This is a genomic window from Desulfobulbaceae bacterium DB1 (assembly GCA_001914235.1).
Taxonomy (GTDB): domain Bacteria; phylum Desulfobacterota; class Desulfobulbia; order Desulfobulbales; family SURF-16; genus DB1.
In genome coordinates, this window is the sequence record MQUF01000003.1 from 400,688 (window position 1) to 422,009 (window position 21,322).

General features: G+C 56.4%; 20 protein-coding genes. 19 read left to right on the forward strand and 1 reads right to left on the reverse strand.

The window, feature by feature from the left end; translation table 11 throughout:
- Positions 1 to 14: 14 nt before the first annotated feature.
- Positions 15 to 2,312, forward strand: coding sequence for a hypothetical protein (locus BM485_04205; GenBank protein OKY76445.1), 2,298 nt, complete (start codon positions 15 to 17; stop codon positions 2,310 to 2,312).
- Between the two features lie 90 nt (positions 2,313 to 2,402).
- On the opposite strand, the gene BM485_04210 is transcribed toward BM485_04205, so the two are convergent.
- Positions 2,403 to 2,642, reverse strand: coding sequence for a hypothetical protein (locus BM485_04210; protein OKY76446.1), 240 nt, complete (start codon positions 2,640 to 2,642; stop codon positions 2,403 to 2,405).
- On the opposite strand from BM485_04210, the gene BM485_04215 reads away from it, so the two are divergent.
- The 18 genes from BM485_04215 to BM485_04300 all read left to right on the forward strand — a co-directional run bounded on the left by BM485_04215 (position 2,631) and on the right by BM485_04300 (position 21,202).
- On the forward strand, positions 2,631 to 3,347 hold the full coding sequence (locus BM485_04215; GenBank protein OKY76447.1) for a hypothetical protein: 717 nt from the start codon (positions 2,631 to 2,633) through the stop codon (positions 3,345 to 3,347). The genes BM485_04210 and BM485_04215 overlap by 12 nt on opposite strands.
- A gap of 118 nt (positions 3,348 to 3,465) precedes the next feature.
- Positions 3,466 to 6,072 (forward strand): hypothetical protein, encoded by a 2,607-nt coding sequence (locus tag BM485_04220; protein ID OKY76448.1) that lies wholly within the window; start codon positions 3,466 to 3,468, stop codon positions 6,070 to 6,072.
- A 252-nt stretch (positions 6,073 to 6,324) separates the two neighbouring features.
- Complete coding sequence (locus tag BM485_04225; GenBank protein ID OKY76449.1) at positions 6,325 to 7,044, forward strand: hypothetical protein; 720 nt, start codon at positions 6,325 to 6,327, stop codon at positions 7,042 to 7,044.
- A 379-nt stretch (positions 7,045 to 7,423) separates the two neighbouring features.
- A complete protein-coding gene (locus BM485_04230; GenBank protein ID OKY76450.1) occupies positions 7,424 to 7,969 on the forward strand; it encodes an isopentenyl-diphosphate delta-isomerase in 546 nt (181 codons plus the stop codon).
- Positions 7,969 to 9,189 (forward strand): hypothetical protein, encoded by a 1,221-nt coding sequence (locus BM485_04235; protein OKY76451.1) that lies wholly within the window; start codon positions 7,969 to 7,971, stop codon positions 9,187 to 9,189. The genes BM485_04230 and BM485_04235 overlap by 1 nt, the downstream gene beginning before the upstream one ends.
- Before the next feature lie 178 nt (positions 9,190 to 9,367).
- Entirely contained in the window at positions 9,368 to 10,084 is a 717-nt protein-coding gene (locus BM485_04240) for a hypothetical protein (protein OKY76452.1), read from the forward strand.
- A 27-nt stretch (positions 10,085 to 10,111) separates the two neighbouring features.
- On the forward strand, positions 10,112 to 11,287 hold the full coding sequence (locus BM485_04245) for a cycloartenol synthase (protein ID OKY76624.1): 1,176 nt from the start codon (positions 10,112 to 10,114) through the stop codon (positions 11,285 to 11,287).
- Positions 11,288 to 12,148, forward strand: coding sequence for a xylose isomerase (locus tag BM485_04250; protein OKY76453.1), 861 nt, complete (start codon positions 11,288 to 11,290; stop codon positions 12,146 to 12,148).
- On the forward strand, positions 12,148 to 12,948 hold the full coding sequence (locus tag BM485_04255; protein ID OKY76625.1) for a hypothetical protein: 801 nt from the start codon (positions 12,148 to 12,150) through the stop codon (positions 12,946 to 12,948). Before BM485_04250 ends, BM485_04255 begins: the two co-directional genes overlap by 1 nt.
- 12 nt (positions 12,949 to 12,960) lie before the next feature.
- Positions 12,961 to 13,800: a xylose isomerase gene (locus BM485_04260; protein OKY76454.1), complete on the forward strand. Its 840-nt coding sequence runs from the start codon at positions 12,961 to 12,963 to the stop codon at positions 13,798 to 13,800.
- Between the two features lie 26 nt (positions 13,801 to 13,826).
- Positions 13,827 to 14,687, forward strand: a complete 861-nt coding sequence (locus BM485_04265) for a hypothetical protein (protein OKY76626.1) — start codon at positions 13,827 to 13,829, stop codon at positions 14,685 to 14,687.
- 19 nt (positions 14,688 to 14,706) lie between these two features.
- Positions 14,707 to 16,047: a hypothetical protein gene (locus BM485_04270; protein ID OKY76455.1), complete on the forward strand. Its 1,341-nt coding sequence runs from the start codon at positions 14,707 to 14,709 to the stop codon at positions 16,045 to 16,047.
- A gap of 125 nt (positions 16,048 to 16,172) precedes the next feature.
- Positions 16,173 to 18,074, forward strand: a complete 1,902-nt coding sequence (locus tag BM485_04275) for a hypothetical protein (GenBank protein OKY76456.1) — start codon at positions 16,173 to 16,175, stop codon at positions 18,072 to 18,074.
- On the forward strand, positions 18,065 to 18,919 hold the full coding sequence (locus BM485_04280; protein ID OKY76457.1) for a hypothetical protein: 855 nt from the start codon (positions 18,065 to 18,067) through the stop codon (positions 18,917 to 18,919). The genes BM485_04275 and BM485_04280 overlap by 10 nt, the downstream gene beginning before the upstream one ends.
- Positions 18,920 to 18,924: 5 nt before the next feature.
- Positions 18,925 to 19,377 (forward strand): NADH:ubiquinone oxidoreductase, encoded by a 453-nt coding sequence (locus tag BM485_04285; protein OKY76458.1) that lies wholly within the window; start codon positions 18,925 to 18,927, stop codon positions 19,375 to 19,377.
- Positions 19,377 to 19,742: a hypothetical protein gene (locus BM485_04290; protein OKY76459.1), complete on the forward strand. Its 366-nt coding sequence runs from the start codon at positions 19,377 to 19,379 to the stop codon at positions 19,740 to 19,742. The genes BM485_04285 and BM485_04290 overlap by 1 nt, the downstream gene beginning before the upstream one ends.
- Positions 19,743 to 20,819 carry an NADH dehydrogenase gene (locus BM485_04295; GenBank protein ID OKY76460.1) on the forward strand — a complete coding sequence of 359 codons (1,077 nt, stop codon included), beginning with the start codon at positions 19,743 to 19,745 and terminating at the stop codon, positions 20,817 to 20,819. It abuts the gene before it with no gap.
- Positions 20,820 to 20,830: 11 nt separating this feature from the next.
- The gene (locus BM485_04300; protein OKY76461.1) at positions 20,831 to 21,202 is read left to right on the forward strand and encodes a hypothetical protein; all 372 of its coding nucleotides are present in this window, start codon (positions 20,831 to 20,833) and stop codon (positions 21,200 to 21,202) included.
- The last annotated feature ends 120 nt before the right edge of the window (positions 21,203 to 21,322 follow it).

A 21,322-nucleotide genomic window follows, 5' to 3' on the forward strand; every position in this document is an offset into this window, starting at 1 on the left:
AGAATGTAAGCTCCATGAAAACTTCATCGTATTGCCTCAAAATTATCTGCGTCGTTTTGTGTCTGTTTTTTTTCGTCGCATGCGCCACGGATGAAAAAAAGAAGAAAGAATTTTATGAAAAAGGCATCACCTTTCTCCATGACGACAAAATCAAGGAGGCGATCATCGAATTTCGCAATGCCGTCCAGCTTGATCCCAAATATGCGGATGCCCGCTATCAGCTGGGGCTGGCCTATCTGAAGGACAAGAACATCCGGGAGGCATTTGAGGAACTGAAGAGAGCGTGCTCCCTGGCGCCGGACAACATCGACGCGCACCTGCACGTCGCCCGGATACTTCTTGAGGGGAAAAGATCCGAAGATGCCGGGCTTTATGTCCGAAAAATCCTGGATAGAGAGCCGGAAAACGTCGCGGCGCGGCTGCTGCTGGCGGAAATTGAATTGCAGGAAGGGCGCCCCGGCCCGGCGGAAGAAATAATAGACGGGATCATGGCAACAAATCCGGCAAGCGAGCTTGCTTTTGCCAACAAGGCAAAACTTCTCGCCATCCGGAAAAAGTTTGCGGAGTCAGAAAAAGCAATCAAGCAGGCAATCAGCCTGCAGCCGGATAATTTCATCAACCACCAGTTTCTGGTTTCGCTTTACCTGAATCAGGGAAAGACGGATGATGCCCGGACCTATCTTGACCAGCTGACCGCCCGCTATCCCGACCGGGCGGAGCCGCTTCTCGGCCTGGCCTCGCTGCACATGAGACTCGGCAAGCGGGAGCAGGCGGCGGAAAACGTCAAGCAGGCGCTCACGCTCCAGCCGGGTGAAAACAAACTCTCTCTTCTGCTGGCTGATATTTATTTGCAGAACAAACAGGGCGATCTGGCGGAAAAAACCCTGCGCGACGCGCTGGCCCAGACAAAAGAGCCGCTTTCCATCCGGGCCGCCCTGGCAAACCTCTACTATGAAATGCGCCGTTACGACGCCGCCGCGGCCGAAGTGGAAATCATCCTTGCCGAAAACGGCAGGCATTCCCTGGGGAATCTTATCCGGGCAAAGATCCTGCTGCATGAGGGGAAAAATACCGAAGCCCTTGCCGGAATCAATGAATTAATCAAGCAGCAGCCTGACTGGGGAGATGCCTATTATCTTCAGGCCCTGGCCCTGCTGAATGAAGGCAGGATGGAGCTTTCCTATCAGGCGGCGATGCAGGCGGTCAAGTGTAACCCCAAGGATGGGAAAAGCCATGCCGTCCTGGCGCAGCATCTCTTGAACAAAGGGGATTTCGCCGGCGCGGCCGGGGAGGCGATCACGGCGGGCAAGCTCGATCCCGGTAATGCCCGCGCCGCGATCATATACGGTCAGAGTCTGATGGGTGCCAAGGAATATGACAAGGCCGCCGTTGTGTTTGAAAAATTCCTGGAAGGTGCGAAAGAAAATGTCGAGGTCCTTCGTCTGCTGGGGCAGACCCGGATGTCCATGGGCGAAAAGGACAAGTCCATCGCTTTGTTTGAAAAAGTCCTGTCCCTTGCCCCGGATTCCACTCGGGATCTGCAGGCCGTGGCCCGGATTTATGCAAGCCAGGGCAAGAAGAAAGAGGCGGCGGCGCGGATCCGGCAACAGATTGCCCTGGTCCCGGATGCCGTGGGCCACCTTCTTCTGCTCGGCACGTTTCTCCTGAATGAAAAGGATTTACGCGGGGCCGAGGAGGCATTCCGCCTGGCCCGAGAGAAGGCGCCGCAGAGTATCGAACCCGCTGTTTTCCTGGCGGATGTCCTGGTCAAAGCAGGTAAGCCGGATTTGGCCGCAACGGAATTTCAGGCCATTCTTGCCGTAAAACCCGATCATATCCCGGCCCTGATGGGCCTGGCCAACCTCCATGCCCTGCAAAACAATCGGCAGGAGGCCAAGGTGATGTATCAGAAGATACTTGCGCTCTCGCCCAATCAGCCGACCGCGGCAAACAACCTGGCCATGCTCATGACGGATGAGAACAACCCGGATCTCGACGAAGCGCTCCGGCTGGCAATCCTTGCCAAGGAACAGCTTCCCGGCGACGCCAATATCCTTGACACCCTGGGCTGGGTTTATTTCAAGCGCAAATCCTACGGACTCGCCGAGGCGGAATTCAGGCAGGCCGTTCGTCTCGATCCGGACAACCCGGCGCTCAAGAAGCACCTTGAGCTGGCCGCGCGAGAGGCTCGGGGTAAAAAACGGCAGGAAGGATACGCCGCCGGTCGGGAGGAATTCAATCCCGCCGGACTTTCCCTGGACGGCTATGATGTGAACAACGACAAAAAGGAGGAGCTGCCGGAAAACCGCTGAAAGGTGTTGCGGGCCGGCAGGTGTTTGCGATGAAATTCCGCTTTCCGGGAAACCGAACCGCTATCCCGAATTTTCAGGCCCTTTTTTGTCTTATTGGAAGCGTTTTCCTTCCTTCCCTTCTCTTCTTTCCTTTCCGGGGGCAACGTATAATATGTTGAAATCATAAATGAAAAAAAGATAAGACACCAGGGGACGGCAGGAGACGCCGGGATTGTGCTTTCCTGTTTGGGTGGGGCGCGAAATTTGCATAATAATACCCAATAATCTGTTTTTTCCAGCGGTGAAAAGAACAACACACGACAAAAAAAGGAGAAAAAAATGAAAAAACACAAAGTGGGGATTCTGGCGGCGGCCCTGGCCCTGGGGCTGAGCGCCTCACCGGCCTTGGCAGCCATTGAATTGTGGGACTGGGCGTTCAATGTCGACGGGACAATGACGAGGGGATTAGACGACTTTGGCGATCCAACCGGTGACAGCATGCCGACCTCAGGTGCTCTCAATCCCGAAGGCTTGGGCACTCTCACGTGGACGACAAGTGGTGACGGTAATCACACCTTTCTCGCCTTTTTTGATTATGAGATCAATGAAGACGGCGATACTTTCTTTAATGAATATGGCGCGGTCAATAACGAATCCGCTTTGAAAACAGGCCAATCCTGGGAAATCGATGATCCGTGGTTTGGCGATATTTACGGGCATGTCGTCGATGGCACCGGGCTGGATAATGACAATGGTGCGGTCGATGGTGACGTCTCCTTTGCCATGGGCTGGGATTTTACCCTCCTCGCCGACGAGACGGCAACAATCACCCTGAAGCTTTTTGAGTTCGCCCTTGATGCCGCTGGTGCTGCTAATACGCCAACGGGCTTTTTCCTGAGCCACATGGATTATGACAATGATCGTGTGATCTATTTTACCAGTTCCCTGGATATCGGGGGCGGCAATCCTGTGCCCGAGCCTGCCACCATGCTGCTCTTCGGTACCGGTCTGGCGGGTCTGTATGGCGCTCGAAGAAGAAGGATGAAAAAGGCATAAAAGGGGAAAAGCGGCTGGGCGGCGAAGCCGTTTTCGGGGGAAAGCGGCGCCGGCAGCGGCCGGCGGGATACTGAAACCAGAAGTGGGGAAGTGAAAACAATACGATAAAGGGGGAAAAATGAAGAATAGAAAATTATATACCATTGCGGCCCTGACCGGGGCCGGGCTGTTGCTTTCGGCATCTCTGGCCTCGGCGGCGGTTGATAAAGTCCGCTGCATTACTTGGCAGGGCGACCCCGCCAAGTATCACACCGCTATCAGCGGCCAAAACACCAGGCTCAAGGCGGTCATCACTACGGATAATACCGGGACGATCTGGTATCGCTGGGTCTATGGCGATGGCACGACTTCAGCCGTGAGCAGTCTTTCCGGCAGCACGCGCTACAAGGTCGCCATTGATAAAGCCTACACCGCCGCCACCGGCACCCCGTTCACCGCGAAACTCCAGGTGGATGCCACCAGCTCCGCCATGACCAACTATGTGGAAGACACCTACCTGGTCAAGATCGAGGACAACAACTTGGACACCAGGGTCAATATCGCCATTGATAACGGGCTGTGGTGGCTGTACCAGCAGGGGGGCAATCATACATATGCCAGCTATCCCCATACCTATGACGGTTCTCCGCACATGACCTGGCTGCAAACAAGCTACGTCTCTACCCTGGTGACACCGACCGCCTCGGCGGTCCATGCCTTTGGCATCAACGGCCACAAGATCAAGGGGAATGTGAATGAGGATCCCTATGTCGAGGCCGTGCAGCAGGGCATGAATTATCTGGTGAAAGGGTATATGTATTATACGTATTGGCCGGCGCTTCGAGCCAATGCAATCAGCCCGGTCACGCATGGCAGTGTAACCGACAACCCCGAGGCGGGCCAAGCTGCTCCCAATAGCTACGGAATAGATGTCTATGATTGGAACGGTAACCACATTCCCTATCAAAGCGGCCAGATCATGGACGCCATTATCGCCTCCGGAGTCAGTCCCTCTGACCTGACCGGACGGGATTTCACCCGGACCGATGCCACCGTTGTCCGCAACTGGACCTACGGCGAACTCTTGCAGGACATGGCCGACATGCATGCCTGGGGGCAAAATGACTACGGCACCTGCAATGGCGGTATCTGTGGTTCCTGGTGGTACAACTGGAATTATGGTTCCCCTGGAGACAACTCGGCCAGCCAGTGGGGCGCGATCGGCATGCTGCCGGCTCAGCAGGCTCCCTGGAACGTGGTCGTCCCGTCGTGGGTAAAGACATACAATGCCAACTGGCTGGCCTACAGCATGGGCTGCAGCGGGCCATCCGCGGCAGTGACTGCCTGCTCGTATAATTATTTCAGTTATAACGGCGTGGGCGGCTGCGCCGGCGACTCCTGTGAGCAGACCACGACCTCCGGCATGGTGCAGATGATCTTCGATGGACAGACCACCACTGATCTTAAATGGGACAAGGCCGAGAAGTATATTGCCGACCGGTGGCGTTCCTTTACCCATCTCGGGTCATCCTGGGGAGGATCGCGAACCTATGGCTGGTATTCCTTTGCCAAGGCCATGCGGCTTGCGTTGCCCGACCCCACCACCCAGCTCGTGAAAACCTCCGGTGCCTCCTTTGACTGGTACTATGGCGATCCCACCACTACTGACTGCACCACCGAGGCCAACTGTGAGAAGGGCCTGGCGCAGCGCATCCTGGAGATTCAGTCCGCGGATGGGCAATGGGCAAGCGGCAATCTGACCAATCCGCCGTTGACCACCGCCTGGATGATCATCACCCTCAAGCCGTCGCTGTTCGCTTCGTCGCCCATTGCCTGCTTTGACTACAATCCCAAATCGACCTATTCCGGCGACACGGTGAGCTTTGATCCAACCTGCTCCGGCCATTCGGAGCCGGGCAAGACCATTGCCAACCTGACCAAGTTCGAGTGGGATTGGGACAACGACGGCGACTACGACGCGGAAACCACGATGCCCGACATTGAAACCAATGTCTTCACCTGTGATACGCCGCCCTGCACCTTCCCGGTGACGCTGCGGGTCACCGATGACAACGACCCGGCGCTCACCGCCACGGTCAAACAGAACGTCGAGATCACCAATCCGCCGCATCCTCCCACTGCGGAGGCCGGCGGCCCATACATGGTTTCCCTGTGCGTCGGTGATACCCTCACCTTGGACGGTTCGGCCTCCATTGACCCGAATGAGGGAGAATGGGAGGCGGGATGCACCACCTGTCCGCCTGACACCATTACCGCCTGGGAGTGGGATCTGACCCCGCCGCTCACCGGATTTGACGATGAGTCCGGTGAAATGGTGACCGTCGCGCCGGGGACGTACTTCGCTGCCGCCGGAAACCACGATGTCGGCTTGCAAGTGGCCGACAATACCTGGCTTTCCTTCCCCGGCAGCGGCGAGCCCAATCTGACTGATACCGACTTCGGCACTGTCGCCGTTTCCGACGATTGCCTCTGCACCCTCACCGCCAGGGCCAAGCTGAATAAGGTTCAGTTGGTATGGGCCGATACCGGGGCCGCCAGTTATGATGTTTATCGCAGCACAACCGGCCCCAACTCCGGTTTCAGCCTGATAAAGGATGACCTCGTCACGGACTATGCCACCTATCTGGATAGTCCGGTGACGATCGGCACCGCTTACTGGTACCGGGTCGTTGACAGCAACGGCTGCGGCTCCAAGGCTGTCCGTGTTGTGCCAACCGCAAGATAGTAGCCCGCGACAGTAATGTTGCGAAGTAACCTGCCACAAGCCGACAACCTTCCCGGTTGCGGCTTGTGGCTTTTTGTGCGCTGTGAAAAAAATCTTTCTCCTCTGCTGCCAATGACAAAGAATAAATCATTGTTTCTGTTGTTCGTGCGTTGTCGGTCGGCCTGGGTGCCCGCTGTACTTGCCCTGGTTTTTCTGATGGTTTTTCCCTCTCCTGGACCAACAGGCGAACCGCCACCGACATTTACCCTTGCAATGCATGATTCCCTGCTGGATATTGCGGCGGATAATGTGCCCCTGCGGGACATTATCACGGCGATGGCCAAGAAATCGGGGCTCACCCTGCGCTTCGCCGATCAGGAAACGGAGCTGGTCTCCTGTCATCTGAAATCCGTTTCCTTGCCGGAGGCTCTGGAGAAAATCCTAGGCAACTGGAACTATGCCGTGCTCTATCGCAAGAACAGTCAGGGGCGCTCTGTTCCCGACACCCTGTGGGTCATCAATAGAAATCCGCAACGGCCCACTGTGACCAACATGAACGGCCAGCCTCGTCTTGTGCCCATGGTGGAAAAAAACCAACCGTCGGTGGAGGAGCATTTGAAGCAATATAGGAAAGAGGACGTTGCCGCTGTTTTTGCCGACAGCGAAAAAATTCTTCTTGATTTTGACGCAGAACCGGTTGGCCCCTTGGAAGTAATCGACGGCGACCCATCTTCAGTGGGCAATGAGCCACTGCCGGTAAATGAGGGGCAGCCGGGGGGAATCAGGGTCACCAGGCTTTCCGCCACTTCTCCGTTGACCGAGATCGGCTTGCAGGAAGGTGATCAGGTGACGTATGTCAATGGGAATCCGGTTGGTTCTGCCGCCGATCTTGCCCGGAGTCTCTCCGTGCCGCCTGGCGGCGATGTCTCGGTTATCCGTATTACCAGGCTGCGCGACGGGCAAATCCGGCCGATTTACCTGCAACTGCGGTAGCCCTTTGTGTGTCCGTTTTTTTTCTGGAATCCATGTCTGTCTTTTTGGAAATAAGCGGTTTTTTTTGCCGGGGGATCGGTGCGGCTGTACAAAAAAACGACAATACTGAGAATAATTTGTACAGATGCTGCGCTCGGACAAGGAAGAGAAAGAGGTTTTCTTCGGAAATTTTTTCGTAAAATCATCTAGTTGGGGGTTTTTCAGCAGTGCTTTCTTTTTTTTCTTTCCCGGCAGCATTCTTGCTGTGTCAGTATTTTGATATGTCCCCCGCATATCGTTATTTTTCTTTCCCTCATTTTTCCACATATGATGATCTGACCAGACCACCCTCCCCCGGTGGTCTGGCCCGCCATCATTTTCCCACACCCTCAATGCCGCAATGAAAGAACTGGTGGTTCTGGTTGATCGAGCCGGAAAGGAACTCGGCTGCGAAGAGAAAATGTCGGCCCATGTCAATGGCGTCCTGCATCGGGCCTTTTCCATCTTTGTCTTCAACTCCCTGGGGGAATTGCTGGTCCAGCGGAGAAACAAAAATAAATATCATACACCCGGCCTGTGGAGCAACACCTGCTGCAGTCACCCCCGGCCCGGCGAGGCGCTCTCCCGTGCCGCGCGCCGCCGCCTGGCCGAGGAGATGGGTTTTGTCTGTGATGTGGCTGAGGTGTTCAGTTTTTGTTATGAATTGCAGTTGGAAAATAATATGATAGAGCATGAGTTCAATCATGTTTTTATCGGTTTTCATGACAACGACCCCGTGCCGGACCCGGCCGAGGTGGAGGACTGGCGTTGGCGGACAATTCAGGCTCTGTCCGCTGATATGAAGAGATCGCCTGATTCGTTTACCCCATGGTTCACACTGATGATAAAGGATTATAATTCCTTTTTCGCGAAAGCCCTCTTGGGCGGAGGAGCAGGAAACAGATAATGGCAACGGATGCACGGCAAAAGAAAAAGGTTGGACTCTGGCTGATCGGGGCGCGCGGTTCAATCGCGGCAACGGTGATGGTCGGCGTTTTCCTGCTGCGCAAAGGACTGTCCCCGGACTCCGGCATGGTGACCGCGGCCCCCGCCTTTGCGAGTCTTGATTTACCGCTCATGGATGATTTCGTCTTCGGCGGCTGCGATATCCGGAAGGAATCACTGCGGGAAACAGCTTGGCGGGCCATGCGGGAAGACATATCAGCCGACCGGGGACTTTTCGACCGCATTGCCGGGGATCTGGATGAGGTGGAAGCCGATATCAGTCCGGGCACCTGCCGCAACTGCGGCGACATGATTCAAGAGCTGGCTGATACGACTGTCAACGGCGGGAAAACAGTAGCCGAGGAGCTGGAAGAGGTTCGGCGGCAGCTCAGCGCTTTCAGGAGAAAACACGGGCTTGACTCGGTGGTGGTGATAAACATTGCCTCCACCGAGCCTGTTCTGCCCCTGGCGCCCTGTCACCACGACGTGGATATGTTTTTCGAACGGATCGCGGCAAATGACGGCGATGCGGCGCAGGCCAGCACCCTGTATGCCTGCGCCGCTATCATGGAAGGCTGCCCGTATATCAATTTCACTCCTTCCAACGGCGCGCTTATCCCCGCCTTGATCCGGATGGCGGAGCAGAAGGGGGTGCCGGTCATGGGCAATGACGGCAAGACCGGCGAGACCCTGGTGAAATCGGCCCTGGCCCCTTTGTTTCTTTCCCGTAATCTGCGGATTTTGAGCTGGGAAGGGGTCAATATGCTGGGCAACATGGACGGCAAGGTGCTGAACGACCCTAAGAACTGTCAGTCAAAACTGAAATCAAAGGATCAGGTGCTGCAGAAAATCCTTGGCTACGAGGCGCACTCCAAGGTACACATCCATTATGTTCCGTCCTTGGGGGATCAGAAAACCGCCTGGGATTTCATTCATTTCCAGGGTTTTCTCGGCGCGAAAATGTCGCTGCAGTTCACCTGGCAGGGTTTTGATTCCATCCTGGCCGCTCCCCTGGTACTTGATCTGGCGCGACTGGCGGAGCTGGCGCATCGCCATGGCGAAGGCGGGCTGATGCCTCAGCTCGCCGGTTTTTTCAAGTCCCCGCTGGGGGTAAACGAATACCGGCATGCGGCCCAGTATGAGATGCTGCTCGACTATGCGGCAAAAAAGAAAAACCGCTGAGCGGATACAACCTTGATGGTCTCGTAAAAACTAAAAATCAACCACAGAGAGCACGGAGCACGCGGAGATAACTGACTGTAATTCAAAATATTTTCTCTGTGCCCTTTGCGCTCTCAGTGGTAAAAAAAAGACTTTTTACGATTTCATCAACCTTATGAGAAGAGAGGAGGTAGGAACGGTGAAAAGAAAAATATTGAATTATTTTGTCATGTTGTCGCTGGTAGTGCTGTGCGGTGCCGGCACCTCGTTCGGACAACCGGCGCTGGTGTCGCCGGCCCCGCCGCCCCCCCCGGTGGATGACGCCATGGCCCCTCCTCCACCGGTAAAGATGGTTTCCCCCGGTGTCTATGAGATGGGCGGCATTCGGATCATCAAGAATGAGAACCGGATTGAATTCCCGGCCGAGGTTAACATGGACAAGGGGTTGCTGGAGTATGTCCTTGTCGGCAATTCCGGCAAGGTGCATGAAAGCCTGCTGCGCACCGCCATCTCTCCCTATGCCCTGCAGATTTCCTTGCTGCTCCTGGGGGTTGAAGGATCGATGAAGCCGCTGGGTGAACAGGGACAGGCGGCAATGCCGGAAGGTGACCGGGTCGCAATCCTGGTGAGCCGGCAGGACAAGGGAGCGGAAAAAAAAGTGCCGGTGGAACAGTGGATCGCCGGGGGCGTCCAGCCGGCCGGCACAATGCCATGGGTTTTTACCGGCTCCACCGTCATGAACGGAGTTTTCATGGCCCAGTCGGAAAAGTCAATCGTCGCCCTCTTTCATGACCCGGTCGCCCTTATCGATCATCAGTTGACCGAAGGAGCCAGTGATGATATCTGGCATGTTGACAGCGCAGCAGTTCCACCGGTGGGAACAAAGGTGACTGTTGTTATCGAAAAAATTAAATGACGGCAGGATGACGGAATGAAAAAGAGAATGAATTGGCTGATTTCCCCGGCTGCGGTGCTTTTCCTGCTTTTGTATGTGCAAGCGGCGCAGGGCGCGGTGCTGGGAGCTGGAGATCCCGCTCCGGCAACGGACCTTTCTTTGAAAAATGAGGTGCAGCATGCCATAGAACGCGGCCTCGGCTGGCTGGAGAAAAATCAGAACCCCGGCGGCTACTGGTCCCAGCCGGATCATCCCGCCCTCACCGCGCTTGTGCTGACGGCCTACATGGGCGAACCAAGCGGTCGGATGAGGTCAAAACCACCGGAATTTGTCCAGAAGGGGTATCGGTATCTGCTGCAATGCGTGAAACCGGACGGCGGAATTTATGTGCGGGATATGGCCAATTATAACACCTCGGTTTCCATGATGGCTTTGCTCACCGCCGCCAATCCGGCATATGAGGCGGTTATCAGAAACGCCAGAAATTTCGAAGTTGGATTGCAGGATGATTTTGACAAGAAAGGGGAAGCGGACAATCCGCTTGACGGCGGCATAGGCTATGGCGGGAAATATCAGCATTCGGACATGTCCAACACCATGTTTGCCCTGGAGTCCATTTATTACAGCCGCAATCTCGTCCAGGACGGCAAAGAGGCCGATCAGGCCAAGGAACTCAACTGGCAGGCTGCGACCAGATTTATTGAACGCTGCCAGAATCTGCCGGGCGTTAACGACCAGCCATGGGCCAGCGATGATCCGCAGAACAAGGGTGGATTTATCTATTTTCCCGGAGACAGCAAGGCCGGAGAGATGGTGCTGGCCGACGGCCGCAAGGCCCTGCGTTCCTACGGCAGCATCAGTTACGCCGGACTGCTCAGCTATATTTACGCGGATCTGCAAAAAGATGACCCGCGGGTGGTCGCGGCTTTTGACTGGCTGCAGAAAAACTATAGCCTGGATGAAAATCCCGGCATGGGGCCGGAGGGGCTTTACTACTATTATCACACCATGGCCAAGTCCCTGGCTGCGTATGGCGTAAAAGAGCTGGTACTCGCGGACGGCAGCAGGGTGGACTGGCGGCGGGATCTGGCGAAGCGGCTGCTCAATCTGCAGAACGGTGAAGGTTTCTGGATGAATGAGAACGGCAGGTGGTGGGAAAAGGACCCGGTGCTGGTCACCTCCTATGCGGCTATTGTGCTGGAAATCATTTATCGAGGGTTATAATTGAAACTTTCATTCAGCAGCAATGCGTATACCCGGCATTCGATTTTCACGGCGGTGGAAGGGATTGCCGCGGCAGGATATGCGGGGGTGGAGTTGCTGGCCGATATCCCGCATCTCTACCCGTTTTCCTTTGGGCCGGAGGATGTGCAAAAACTGCACGACTTGCTGCGCCGGCATAATCTGGCAGTCGCCAATATCAACGCCAACACGGCAATGGGCTACTACGGCAGGACCTTCTGGGAGCCCCTGTTCGAGCCATCTCTTGCCAATCCGGATCCGGTGGCGAGAAAGTGGCGAATCGACTATACCAAGAGATGTATCGTGCTGGCCCACAGGTTTGGCGCCCCTACCGTCAGTGTCACCTCCGGCTGCATGCTGCCGGGCATCTGGCCGGAAGACTCCCTTCTGCTGCTCCGCGATTCGCTCAAGGAAGTCGTCTCTTTTGCCCGGGACTATGATGTTCGCATCGGCATCGAGTATGAACCCGGGTTGCTCATCTCCTGCGCCGAGGAACTCGCTGCCTTTCTGGTCCTCTTCGATTCTTCTTTCCTGGGGGCAAATCTCGATCTGGGACACAGTCATGTGATCGGTGAAGACCACAACGAGGTGATTTCACTGCTGGGCGAGAAAATTTTTCATATTCATCTGGAAGACATCCACCGGCTCAAACATTATCATCTCGTTCCCGGCCAGGGGGATATGGATTTTCCCGCCATTTTCGCAGCCCTTGAGCAACAGCGGTACAACGGCTATATAACTATCGAACTCTACACATATTCCAATGCTCCAGACGAAGCGGCCCGGCAGTCCATTGCCTTTTTTCAGGCCCTTCCCTTCTGGGCGGACAGGGAGAAAAAATGATGCGCATGATTGAACCTCACATCCATACCATGGTGCGAACCACTGATGATTATTTCAACATGGCGGTAGCCGGAATCGCGGCCTGCGTCGAGCCCTCTTTCTGGTCGGGACTGGACCGCAGTGCGGTAGCCTGTTTCGAGGATTACTGGGAGCACATGATCACCACCGAAACGGCGCGGGCCAAGAAATATGGGATCCGTCATTATGTCATGCTCAGTCTTAATCCCAAGGAAGCCCGCAACGCAATCGCCCATGATGTGCTGGACAGCATGGAGAAATTTCTCGACCGGGAGAATGTGGTCGGCATCGGCGAGATCGGCTTTGACCTCATTGCCGGGCAGGAGGAGGAAATCTTCCGGCGGCAGCTGCGTATGGGCAATGACCGGAAAATGCCGATCTGCATTCACTCTCCCCATCACAACAAGTTGAAGGGCATTGAACGTATCATCGAGATCATTGAAGATGAGGGTGTGGCCCAGGAACGCATCGTCATTGATCACAATACCGAGGAGACCATCGAGCTTTCCCTGCAAACCAGATGCTGGCTCGGCATGACCGTCTATTATGTCACCAAGCTGAGCGCTGAAAGGGCGGTGAATATCATCGGCCGGTACGGCGCGGACCGCATGATCGTCAACGGCTCCGCCGACTGGGGCTACTCCGATCCCCTGGCCGTGCCCAAGGTGGCCATGCTCATGCGAAAAAGCGGAGATTTTCCCGAGTCGATCATCAAGCAGATTGTCTTTGACAACCCCTATAATTTTCTCAAGCATTCCAATAAGTTCGATCTTCCCGCCTAGGCCGCGAAAAAAGTGAAATTTTCCTTCAGCGCCAACGCCTTCCGCCGTTACAGCCTGGTGGAGACCATTTCCATCATTGCCGGGCTGGGGTATGACGGCATTGAAATCATGGCCGACATTCCCCATGCCTATCCGCCGCGGATGACGGCAAAGGATGTGCGTTTGATAGGCGCTGCCTTGGCGCGGCACAAGCTGCAGGTGTCCAATATCAACGCCTTCATGCTCTGGGCGGTGGGCGACACCTGGCATCCTTCCTGGATTGAAGCGGATGAAGCAGGGCGCGCTGTCCGCATCGAACACACCAGGGACTGTATCAGGCTTGCCGCTGAAATCGGGGCATCCACCATCTCCACCGAACCGGGCGGCCCTCTGGACGGCATGGCCCCGGAAGCAGCCCTGGAGCTGTTCCGGCAGGGGTTGATGGAGATTGCCGGTGACGCGGCGCGTTCCGGCGTCAAGGTGCTGATTGAACCGGAACCGGATCTGCTCATTGAAACAAGCAGCCAGTTCCTGGATTTTTTCCAGCAGCTTGATCCCGCCGTCTTTGGCCTCAACTTTGATATCGGCCATTTTTACTGCGCGGGTGAAGACCCGGCGGAGCTTGTTGCCCAATTGAAAGAGTATACCGGCCACTATCACCTGGAAGATATCGCCTCCTCCAGAAAACATCACCATCTCATGCCGGGCGAGGGCGCCATTGATCTCAAGTCGGTACTCCGGGAAATCGACGGAAGCGGCTATGATGGTTTTGTCACGGTGGAACTCTATCCATACGAAGACAGACCGGCGGAAGCGGCGGCCAAGTCGCTGGACTATCTGCGACACATCCGGACGCAGCGGCAGAGTCAATAACAATGGGTCGGATATCCCTTCGCAAAATCAAGGCCTGTCTGCAACTGATGCGGCTGCCCAATGTCTTCACCGCCGTTGCCGATATTGTCGCCGGATACGTCATTGTCCGGGGTTTTGCCGTTGACATTGCTGAACTCGGCGCTCTTGTTCTTGCCACCTCCGGCATCTATGCAGCCGGTTGCGTGCTCAATGATTTCTGCGACCGTGAAGTGGATGCCCGGGAAAGGCCATCCCGCCCGCTGCCCTCCGGCAAGGTGAGTGGCCGGGAGGCCCTGATAGTGACTTTTTTTCTGTTTGCCGCCGGTCTCTGCGGGGCTTATCTGGCCGGGCCTGTTTCGTTCGCTCTTGCCCTGGCCATTGTCCTGCTTGTTATCCTGTATGATTGCCGGAGCAAGCAGCATGACATTGTTGGGCCGCTCAACATGGCCGCCTGCCGGGCCGGCAATCTGCTGCTCGGCATGAGTCCGGCCCTTGCTGTTTCGCTTCCCCTGCTTTTTCCCCTGGTCAGTTTCTGCTATATTTTTCTGGTGACCATGTTCAGCCGTCTTGAAACCGAGGGAAATGCCGGTGGACGGGCATGGTTTATGACGGGCGGCATCGCTGCTGTTTTCCTGTTGTTTGCCGGACTTGTCGCCATGGGTGACGTCAAGGCTGATGCATTCATTTATCTGGTTTTGCTGGCCGGTCTGGTTCTGCCGCCGCTGCGCCGTGCGATCCGGCAAGACACCGCCTCGAGTGTGCAGCAGTCCGTCAGGTCGCTGATTCTGGCCATCCCCTTTCTTGATGCGGCATACGCCGCCGGCATGCAGGGGGTTGTTGCCGGCCTGCCCGTTGTCTTCTGTCTGCTGCCCGCCCTGCTGATAGCCCGTTTTTTTTATGTTACGTAGCATGGATGGAGACAATGCGATGAAAAAAAGAAGAGTTATTGTCCTTGATGTCGTCGGTTTACGTCCCGATCACTTTGCGGTGGCAGAAAAACTGCCTCATCTGGCGGCCCTTGCGGGCAGGGGCCGGCTGCACGGGATGAAAACCGTTTTCCCGGCGCTGACGCTGCCGGTGCAGGCGGCGCTGACCACAGGGGTGTTTCCTGGGCAGAACGGCATCGTCGCCAACGGTTTTTACAACCGGCAATTATGCGAAGTTTCTTTCTGGGAGCAGGCGGCAAGCCTGGTTCAGCATGACAGGATCTGGGATTACCTCAACCGAAGGGTGCCGGGCCTGACCACCGCCGCGCTTTTCATGCAGAATACCCTCCATGCCGATTGCGGCTGCATCGTCACTCCCCGGCCCATGCATACCGATGAGGGGCTCGTCCAGTGGTGCTATTCCAAGCCGGTGGGTTTTTATGAAGAGCTCGCGGCCGATATCGGCCCGTTTAATCTCATGCATTACTGGGGGCCGATGACCTCCATTGAGTCAAGCCGGTGGATAGCCGGGGCTGCGGTCCGAACCCTGGAACGCATCCGGCCTGATCTCATGTTTGTCTATCTGTCCCATCTCGATTACTGCTGCCAGAAGGTTGGACCGGACCATCCCGTTGTCATGGATGAGCTGATGCTGGTGGACGCGGAAGTGGGAAGAATCGTCCAGGCGGTGGATGACCTTGGCCTGCGGGATGAAACGGTCTTTGTCGTGGTGTCTGAATACGCCTTCAACAAGGTGCGGGGCGATATCGCCTTGAACCGGATACTGCGGGAAAACGGCCTGCTCGCCATCAGGTCGATCCAGGGACGTGACTATGTGGATTTTGAATTGACCCCGGCCTTTGCCATGGTTGACCACCAGATTGCCCATATTTATCTGAAGCCCGGATATGAAAAAACAGTGCGTCAGGTGCTGGAAAAGGTCGACGGCATCGATTTTCTCTTGGAAAGGGAAGGGAAAAGAAGATTTCAGGTGGATCACGCCAACAGCGGCGACATTGTCGCGGTGAGCGCCAGAAACAGATGGTTTTCCTATTACTGGTGGGATGACAGGCAGCGGGAGCCTGATTTCGCCGGGCAGGTGGACATTCATCGCAAGCCCGGCTATGATCCCCTGGAACTTTTTTTGGAACCGGGCAGCCGGAGAATTTCCCAGGATACCGGCCTGATTCACGGTTCCCACGGGTATCCGCCTCTGTCGGCGAGCGATGATGTGCCCCTGCTGATCAGCGGCGATCTGCCGGATCGTTTGCAAGCGCTCAACAGCGGGGCGGCGTGCATCACCGCTGTTCCGGCATTGCTTGCCGAGTTGTTGCAGGGGTGAGATCGCGGGTCGCCATGCCGCAATTTTACATTTGACTTCGTCGGATTCTTTATGAGAACATGAGTGCGTGACGGCCTGGTTTTGTTCCTTGACGCTCTTTCCCCCCGGCAAAAGGATGCAACGATATGGCGGAATCCCTTTTCCTGGTTCTCATTTTTTTCCCCTTTGTCGGAGGGATTGGTTGTTTCCTGTGCCGCGCAGCCCTTCCTCGCTTGGTCCTGGTCGGCGGGACGGTGGCGGTGCTGGCGTTCTGCTCGCTGCTTGTTGACAAGGCACCTTTTCCCTCCGTCGCTCGTCCTTTCCCGTCCTTTTACAACCGGTTCATTCTTGCCGCTGATTTTCTCGTGCTGCTCGTCGTTCTTTTCCTGGGCTGCCGTCGCCGTCATTGGCTGATAATTGCATTGTCGGTTTGCCAGGCAGGCATCCTTGCCTTTCTTGATTTTTTTGTCGTGCAGGGGGAAGCCGTCCATTCTCCCTTTTATGTTGATTCCCTTTCCCTTGTTTTGCTCAGGGTTGTCTGTCTGGTGGGCGGCATCATCTGTTTCTTTGCCGTTCCCTACATGCGGGCCCACGAAGAACACGGCCGGCTCCCGCACACAAAACAGCCCGCCTTTTTTGCCCTTCTGCTTTTTTTTCTCGGCGCCATGAACGGCCTTGTTGTAACCAATAATATGCTCCATTTTTATTTTTTCTTTGAACTGACGACACTCTGCTCGTATCTGTTGATCAGCCATGACGGCACGGCAGAGGCGGTGGCCAATGGTCTCACCGCCCTGTGGATGAACAGTCTGGCCGGTTTGTTGCTGCTGCTTGCCGTTTGGGGCTTCTATGGGCAGGCCGCGTCAACCGACATGCAGCTTCTGGCCAGGGGATCAGCCGACGGCTGGGCGGCCATGCTGCCCCTCGGCCTGCTGGTTCCGGCCGCATTTATCAAGTCCGCCCAGCTTCCCTGGCAGAAATGGCTGCTGGGGGCAATGGTCGCGCCGACTCCGGTGTCCGCCCTGCTTCATTCAAGCACCATGGTCAAGGCGGGGGCCTATCTTGTCCTGCGTTTCGCCCCGGCCTTTGCCGGAACCATGCTTGCCGAGGGCTTGACCCTGGCAGGTGGATTTGTTTTTTTTGCCGCCGCGGTCCTGGCAATGGGGCAGCAGAATGCCAAGAAAATTCTCGCCTATTCCACCATCAGCAACCTGGGGCTTATTTTTGCCTGTGCCGGGATCGGCACACCGTCCGCTATTTTGGCCGGCATCCTGCTTCTCGTCTTTCATGCGGTTTCCAAGGGACTGCTTTTCCTCTGCACCGGCGCGGCGGAGCAGCACCTGCAGAGCCGGGACATCGAGGTGATGCGCGGACTTTACCGGCAAATGCCGCTGACCGTGCTGTGTGCCGTGCTGGCCATGATAACCCTTGTCATGCCGCCTTTCGGCATGCTGGTCGGCAAATGGCTGGTTTTGGAGGCCGGGGCGCAGAGCATGGTTTTTTTCGTGCCGGTTGCCCTGGGCAGCGCCTTTACCGTCCTCTACTGGGTACGGCTGGCAGGCACGCTGCTCGGCATCAATGCGCCGGCAGACTTCATGCCGGAGAAAAAACCGCGGCTCACCTTGCTTTGCCTTGCCGGCCTTTGCGCCGCGGCCGTTATCCTTGGTTTTGCCTCACCCCGGCTGGCGGCATGGGTCGCGGCGCCCGCGGACCAATTGAACTTTCATGAATTACCGCCGGCGATCGCCGCCGGTTCGCCGGGATTGATGCCGTTTGTTTCTTTGTGCGCCATCGCCGTGCTGGTTGCGATCTGGTCGTTTCGCGCCGCAAGGAAGGCGATGAAGGATAAATCGGCAACCCCCTACCTGTGCGGGGCGAACAGCGGAATGCCGGGGCAGTTCACCGGTCCGCTGCAACAAGGCATCACGGCCGCAGCCGGCAACTCCTATCTGCTGCCGGTTTTTGGCGAAAAGCGCCTCACCGTCTGGCTTAATATTGTTGCCGGGGGACTTCTTTTCTTTATGCTGACGGGGGACCTATGGCGTTGACAGGTCATCCCCTTTTTATCGTCCCGGCATCCCTGGCTCTGGCGCTGTTTTTGGGCGGGCTGGTGCGCGGAATCGACAGAAAGCTGACCGCCCGCCTCCAGTCGCGCAAGGGGCCGATCCTGACCCAGCCGTTCTGGGACGTGATAAAGCTGATGGGAAAAAAGGCCGTGCTGGTCAATCCGTGGCAGGCGTTCTGCGCCCGGGTCAGTTTCGGGGCAACGGCAACGGCGGTGGTCCTTTTCGCCCTGCAGTCCAACCTGTTGCTTATCATCTTTGTTTCCTCGACCGCAGGGGGATTTCTGGTCCTCGGCGCCATGAGTTCCCTTTCTCCCTACAGTCAGATCGGCGCCCAGCGGCACCTGTGGCAGATGCTGTGCTGTGAATCCGTGCTTTTTTGCCTGGCCTGGGCCATCTATAAAATATGCGGCGGTTTTCGGATCGAGCTGGTTTTTTCACAGGCGGATCCCGTCATTTTTCGCGTCCCCTTGCTTTATGTGTCCTTTCTGTTTGCCCTGGCCGTCACCATGCACAAATCCCCCTTTGATCTTGCCGGGTCGCACCATGCCCATCAGGAACTTGTCCGCGGCGTTTACACCGAATACAGCGGCTCGCATCTCGCCTGGGTTGAAATAGCCCACTGGCTTGAGGTTATCCTTTGTCTTGGTCTCAGCGCCCTGTTCTGGGCAACACCATGGGGCATGCTGCTGCTGCCGGCTGTTTCGTTTCTGACGGTTCTTTTGCTGGATAACATTTCGTCGCGCCTTACCTGGCGGTGGATGACCGGCAAAGGACTTTTCCTGGCGCTCGGCATGGCGCTGCTCAACCTCTGCCTGCTTGCCTGGTGAAGGAAATGACACTTCTTGCCAAGCTGTTTCGTGCCGCGTGCGCCAAGTCGCCCTGGCTGCTTCATTTTGACTGCGGCAGCTGTAACGGCTGCGACATTGAAACCCTGGCCTGCCTGACTCCGCTTTATGACGTGGAACGCTTCGGGGCAATGAACGTGGGGAACCCCAAGCATGCGGATATCCTGCTGGTGACCGGCACGGTCAATTATCGCAACAAAAAGGTTTTACGCGTTTTGTACGAGCAGATGACCGAGCCGAAAGCGGTGGTGGCCATCGGCTCCTGCGGGCTGTCCGGCGGGATTTTCCGGCAGGCGCCCAACGTGGTGGGCGGCGTCGACAAGGTGATTCCGGTGGATGTTTTTGTCCCCGGCTGTCCGGCGAAACCGGAAGCCGTCATTGACGGGGTGGTGCGTGCCCTGAACACCTTGCAAAACAGGTTGAAAGAGGGGGACAGGTGATGATGGAGGCGGAAAGCATCAGCATGGGAAACATGGCCATGAGGATCGAACATCTCAAGGCCCAGGGATATCGATTCGTCACCATGACCTGCGCCGGAGTCACGGAGGGCCGGGCCGAACTGCTTTATCATTTCGACCGGGAGCTCCGTCTCCTGCATCTTCGCCTGTGGGCCGACGCCGCAAGGCCGCTGCCCAGCATCTCGTCCATTTTTTTTGCCGCCTATCTGGTGGAAAATGAAATTCAGGACCATTTCGGCCTTTCTTTTTCCGGATTAACGCCGGATTATAAAGGCACCCTTTATCTTGAGGAGGATAAGGGGGAGCCTCCCTTTCTCCGCAAACTGCAGGACGAAAGGGAGGGGTAAATGGCACAAACCGTGATCCCTTTCGGCCCGCAGCATCCGGTGCTGCCCGAACCCCTGCATCTCAATCTCACGGTTGAGGACGAAATCGTCACCAGCGCCATGCCCGCCTTCGGCTATGTGCACCGGGGGCTTGAGAAGCTGGCCGATATCCGCGATTTCCGCCGGATGATCCAGGTGGTGGAGCGGGTGTGCGGCATCTGTTCCATGATGCATTCGCTCATTTACTGTCAGTCCATTGAGTCCTTGCTCAAGGTGGAGATCCCGCCCAGGGCCCGTTTTTTACGGGTGATCTGGTCGGAGCTGCACCGGCTGCACAGCCATCTGCTCTGGCTGGGCCTTTTTGCCGATGCCATGGGCTTTGAAAGCCTGTTCATGCAGGTCTGGAAGGTGCGGGAGCGCATCATGGACATCAACGAGGCCACTGCCGGCAACCGGGTCATTTTGTCGGTCAATGTCATCGGCGGGGTCAAGCGGGATCTTGACCCAGGACAGATCAGCCGGATAAGGGATGAGCTCTGCCGGGTACGCGAGGAGATGGCGCGCCTGGAGAAGACAATTCTTGCGGATTACACCCTGCAGACGCGGACCAGGGGCAAGGGGGTGCTGACCGGAGACCTGGCCATGGAACTCGGCTGTGCCGGGCCTGTGCTGCGGGGCAGCGGGATCGGGCAGGACATGCGCATGCTCGGCTATGCCGCCTATGGCGAGCTTGATTTTCAGCCGGTGGTGGAAGAAGACGGTGACTGTTACAGCCGGAGCAAGGTCCGTTTCCGGGAGGTGCTGCAGTCGCTTGATCTGATCCGGCAGGCCCTTGATAAACTGCCCACGGGAGAGCTCGTGGTGCAGGTCAAGGGCAATCCCGAGGGGGAGATTGTTTCCAGGGTGGAGCAGCCCCGGGGCGAGTGCCTTTACTATATCAGGGCAAACGGTACCAAGTTTCTGGAAAGGTTGCGCATCCGCACCCCGACCTTTGCCAATATCCCGGCCCTGAGCTTCATGCTGCCGGGGATGGAACTGGCCGATGTGCCGGTGGTGCTCCTTTCCATTGATCCCTGTGTCAGTTGCACCGAGCGCTGAAAGGTGAACCCATGGTTTTCATGACGCCGATCGTTATCGTGAATCTTTGCAAGCGGCCCGCGACCAGGCTCTATCCTCTCGAAAAAAGAGATCCGTTTGCCGGCAGCAGGGGAAGGTTGGCCAACAACCCCGAAATTTGCATTCTCTGCGGCATCTGCGCCAAGGTCTGCCCTTCGCAATGCATTACGGTGCGGCGCAAGGATGAATTATGGGAATACGATCCGTATGCCTGTGTTTTCTGCGGCGTCTGCGCGGCGGCTTGTCCCACCGGCAGCCTTTGTCAGCGTGAAGAGCGGCTGCCGGTTGTTGCGGTCATGGAAAAGGTTGTTGTCACGGTTCATGTGGAAGGGCACACGGATACCGAAAAATCATCCCCCCGGTGACCTGAAGTGCGGCTGTCCCTCGATTCAGATTCAAATCAGTTCTGTAAAAAAAAAGCCTTCTTTCCCTTTTTCCTTTCGGCGCAGGCAGCCATAAATTTGCTTGATTAACCTCAAGGCATC

Excerpts from the sequence above, each read along its gene's own strand:
- BM485_04205 (OKY76445.1), top strand. The coding sequence starts at position 15 with ATGAAAACTTCATCGTATTGCCTCAAAATTATCTGCGTCGTTTTGTGT.
- BM485_04215 (OKY76447.1), top strand. The coding sequence starts at position 2,631 with ATGAAAAAACACAAAGTGGGGATTCTGGCGGCGGCCCTGGCCCTGGGG.
- BM485_04220 (OKY76448.1), top strand. The coding sequence starts at position 3,466 with ATGAAGAATAGAAAATTATATACCATTGCGGCCCTGACCGGGGCCGGG.
- BM485_04225 (OKY76449.1), top strand. The coding sequence starts at position 6,325 with ATGCATGATTCCCTGCTGGATATTGCGGCGGATAATGTGCCCCTGCGG.
- BM485_04230 (OKY76450.1), top strand. The coding sequence starts at position 7,424 with ATGAAAGAACTGGTGGTTCTGGTTGATCGAGCCGGAAAGGAACTCGGC.
- BM485_04235 (OKY76451.1), top strand. The coding sequence starts at position 7,969 with ATGGCAACGGATGCACGGCAAAAGAAAAAGGTTGGACTCTGGCTGATC.
- BM485_04245 (OKY76624.1), top strand. The coding sequence starts at position 10,112 with ATGAATTGGCTGATTTCCCCGGCTGCGGTGCTTTTCCTGCTTTTGTAT.
- BM485_04255 (OKY76625.1), top strand. The coding sequence starts at position 12,148 with ATGCGCATGATTGAACCTCACATCCATACCATGGTGCGAACCACTGAT.
- BM485_04270 (OKY76455.1), top strand. The coding sequence starts at position 14,707 with ATGAAAAAAAGAAGAGTTATTGTCCTTGATGTCGTCGGTTTACGTCCC.
- BM485_04275 (OKY76456.1), top strand. The coding sequence starts at position 16,173 with ATGGCGGAATCCCTTTTCCTGGTTCTCATTTTTTTCCCCTTTGTCGGA.
- BM485_04280 (OKY76457.1), top strand. The coding sequence starts at position 18,065 with ATGGCGTTGACAGGTCATCCCCTTTTTATCGTCCCGGCATCCCTGGCT.
- BM485_04285 (OKY76458.1), top strand. The coding sequence starts at position 18,925 with ATGACACTTCTTGCCAAGCTGTTTCGTGCCGCGTGCGCCAAGTCGCCC.
- BM485_04290 (OKY76459.1), top strand. The coding sequence starts at position 19,377 with ATGATGGAGGCGGAAAGCATCAGCATGGGAAACATGGCCATGAGGATC.
- BM485_04295 (OKY76460.1), top strand. The coding sequence starts at position 19,743 with ATGGCACAAACCGTGATCCCTTTCGGCCCGCAGCATCCGGTGCTGCCC.
- BM485_04300 (OKY76461.1), top strand. The coding sequence starts at position 20,831 with ATGGTTTTCATGACGCCGATCGTTATCGTGAATCTTTGCAAGCGGCCC.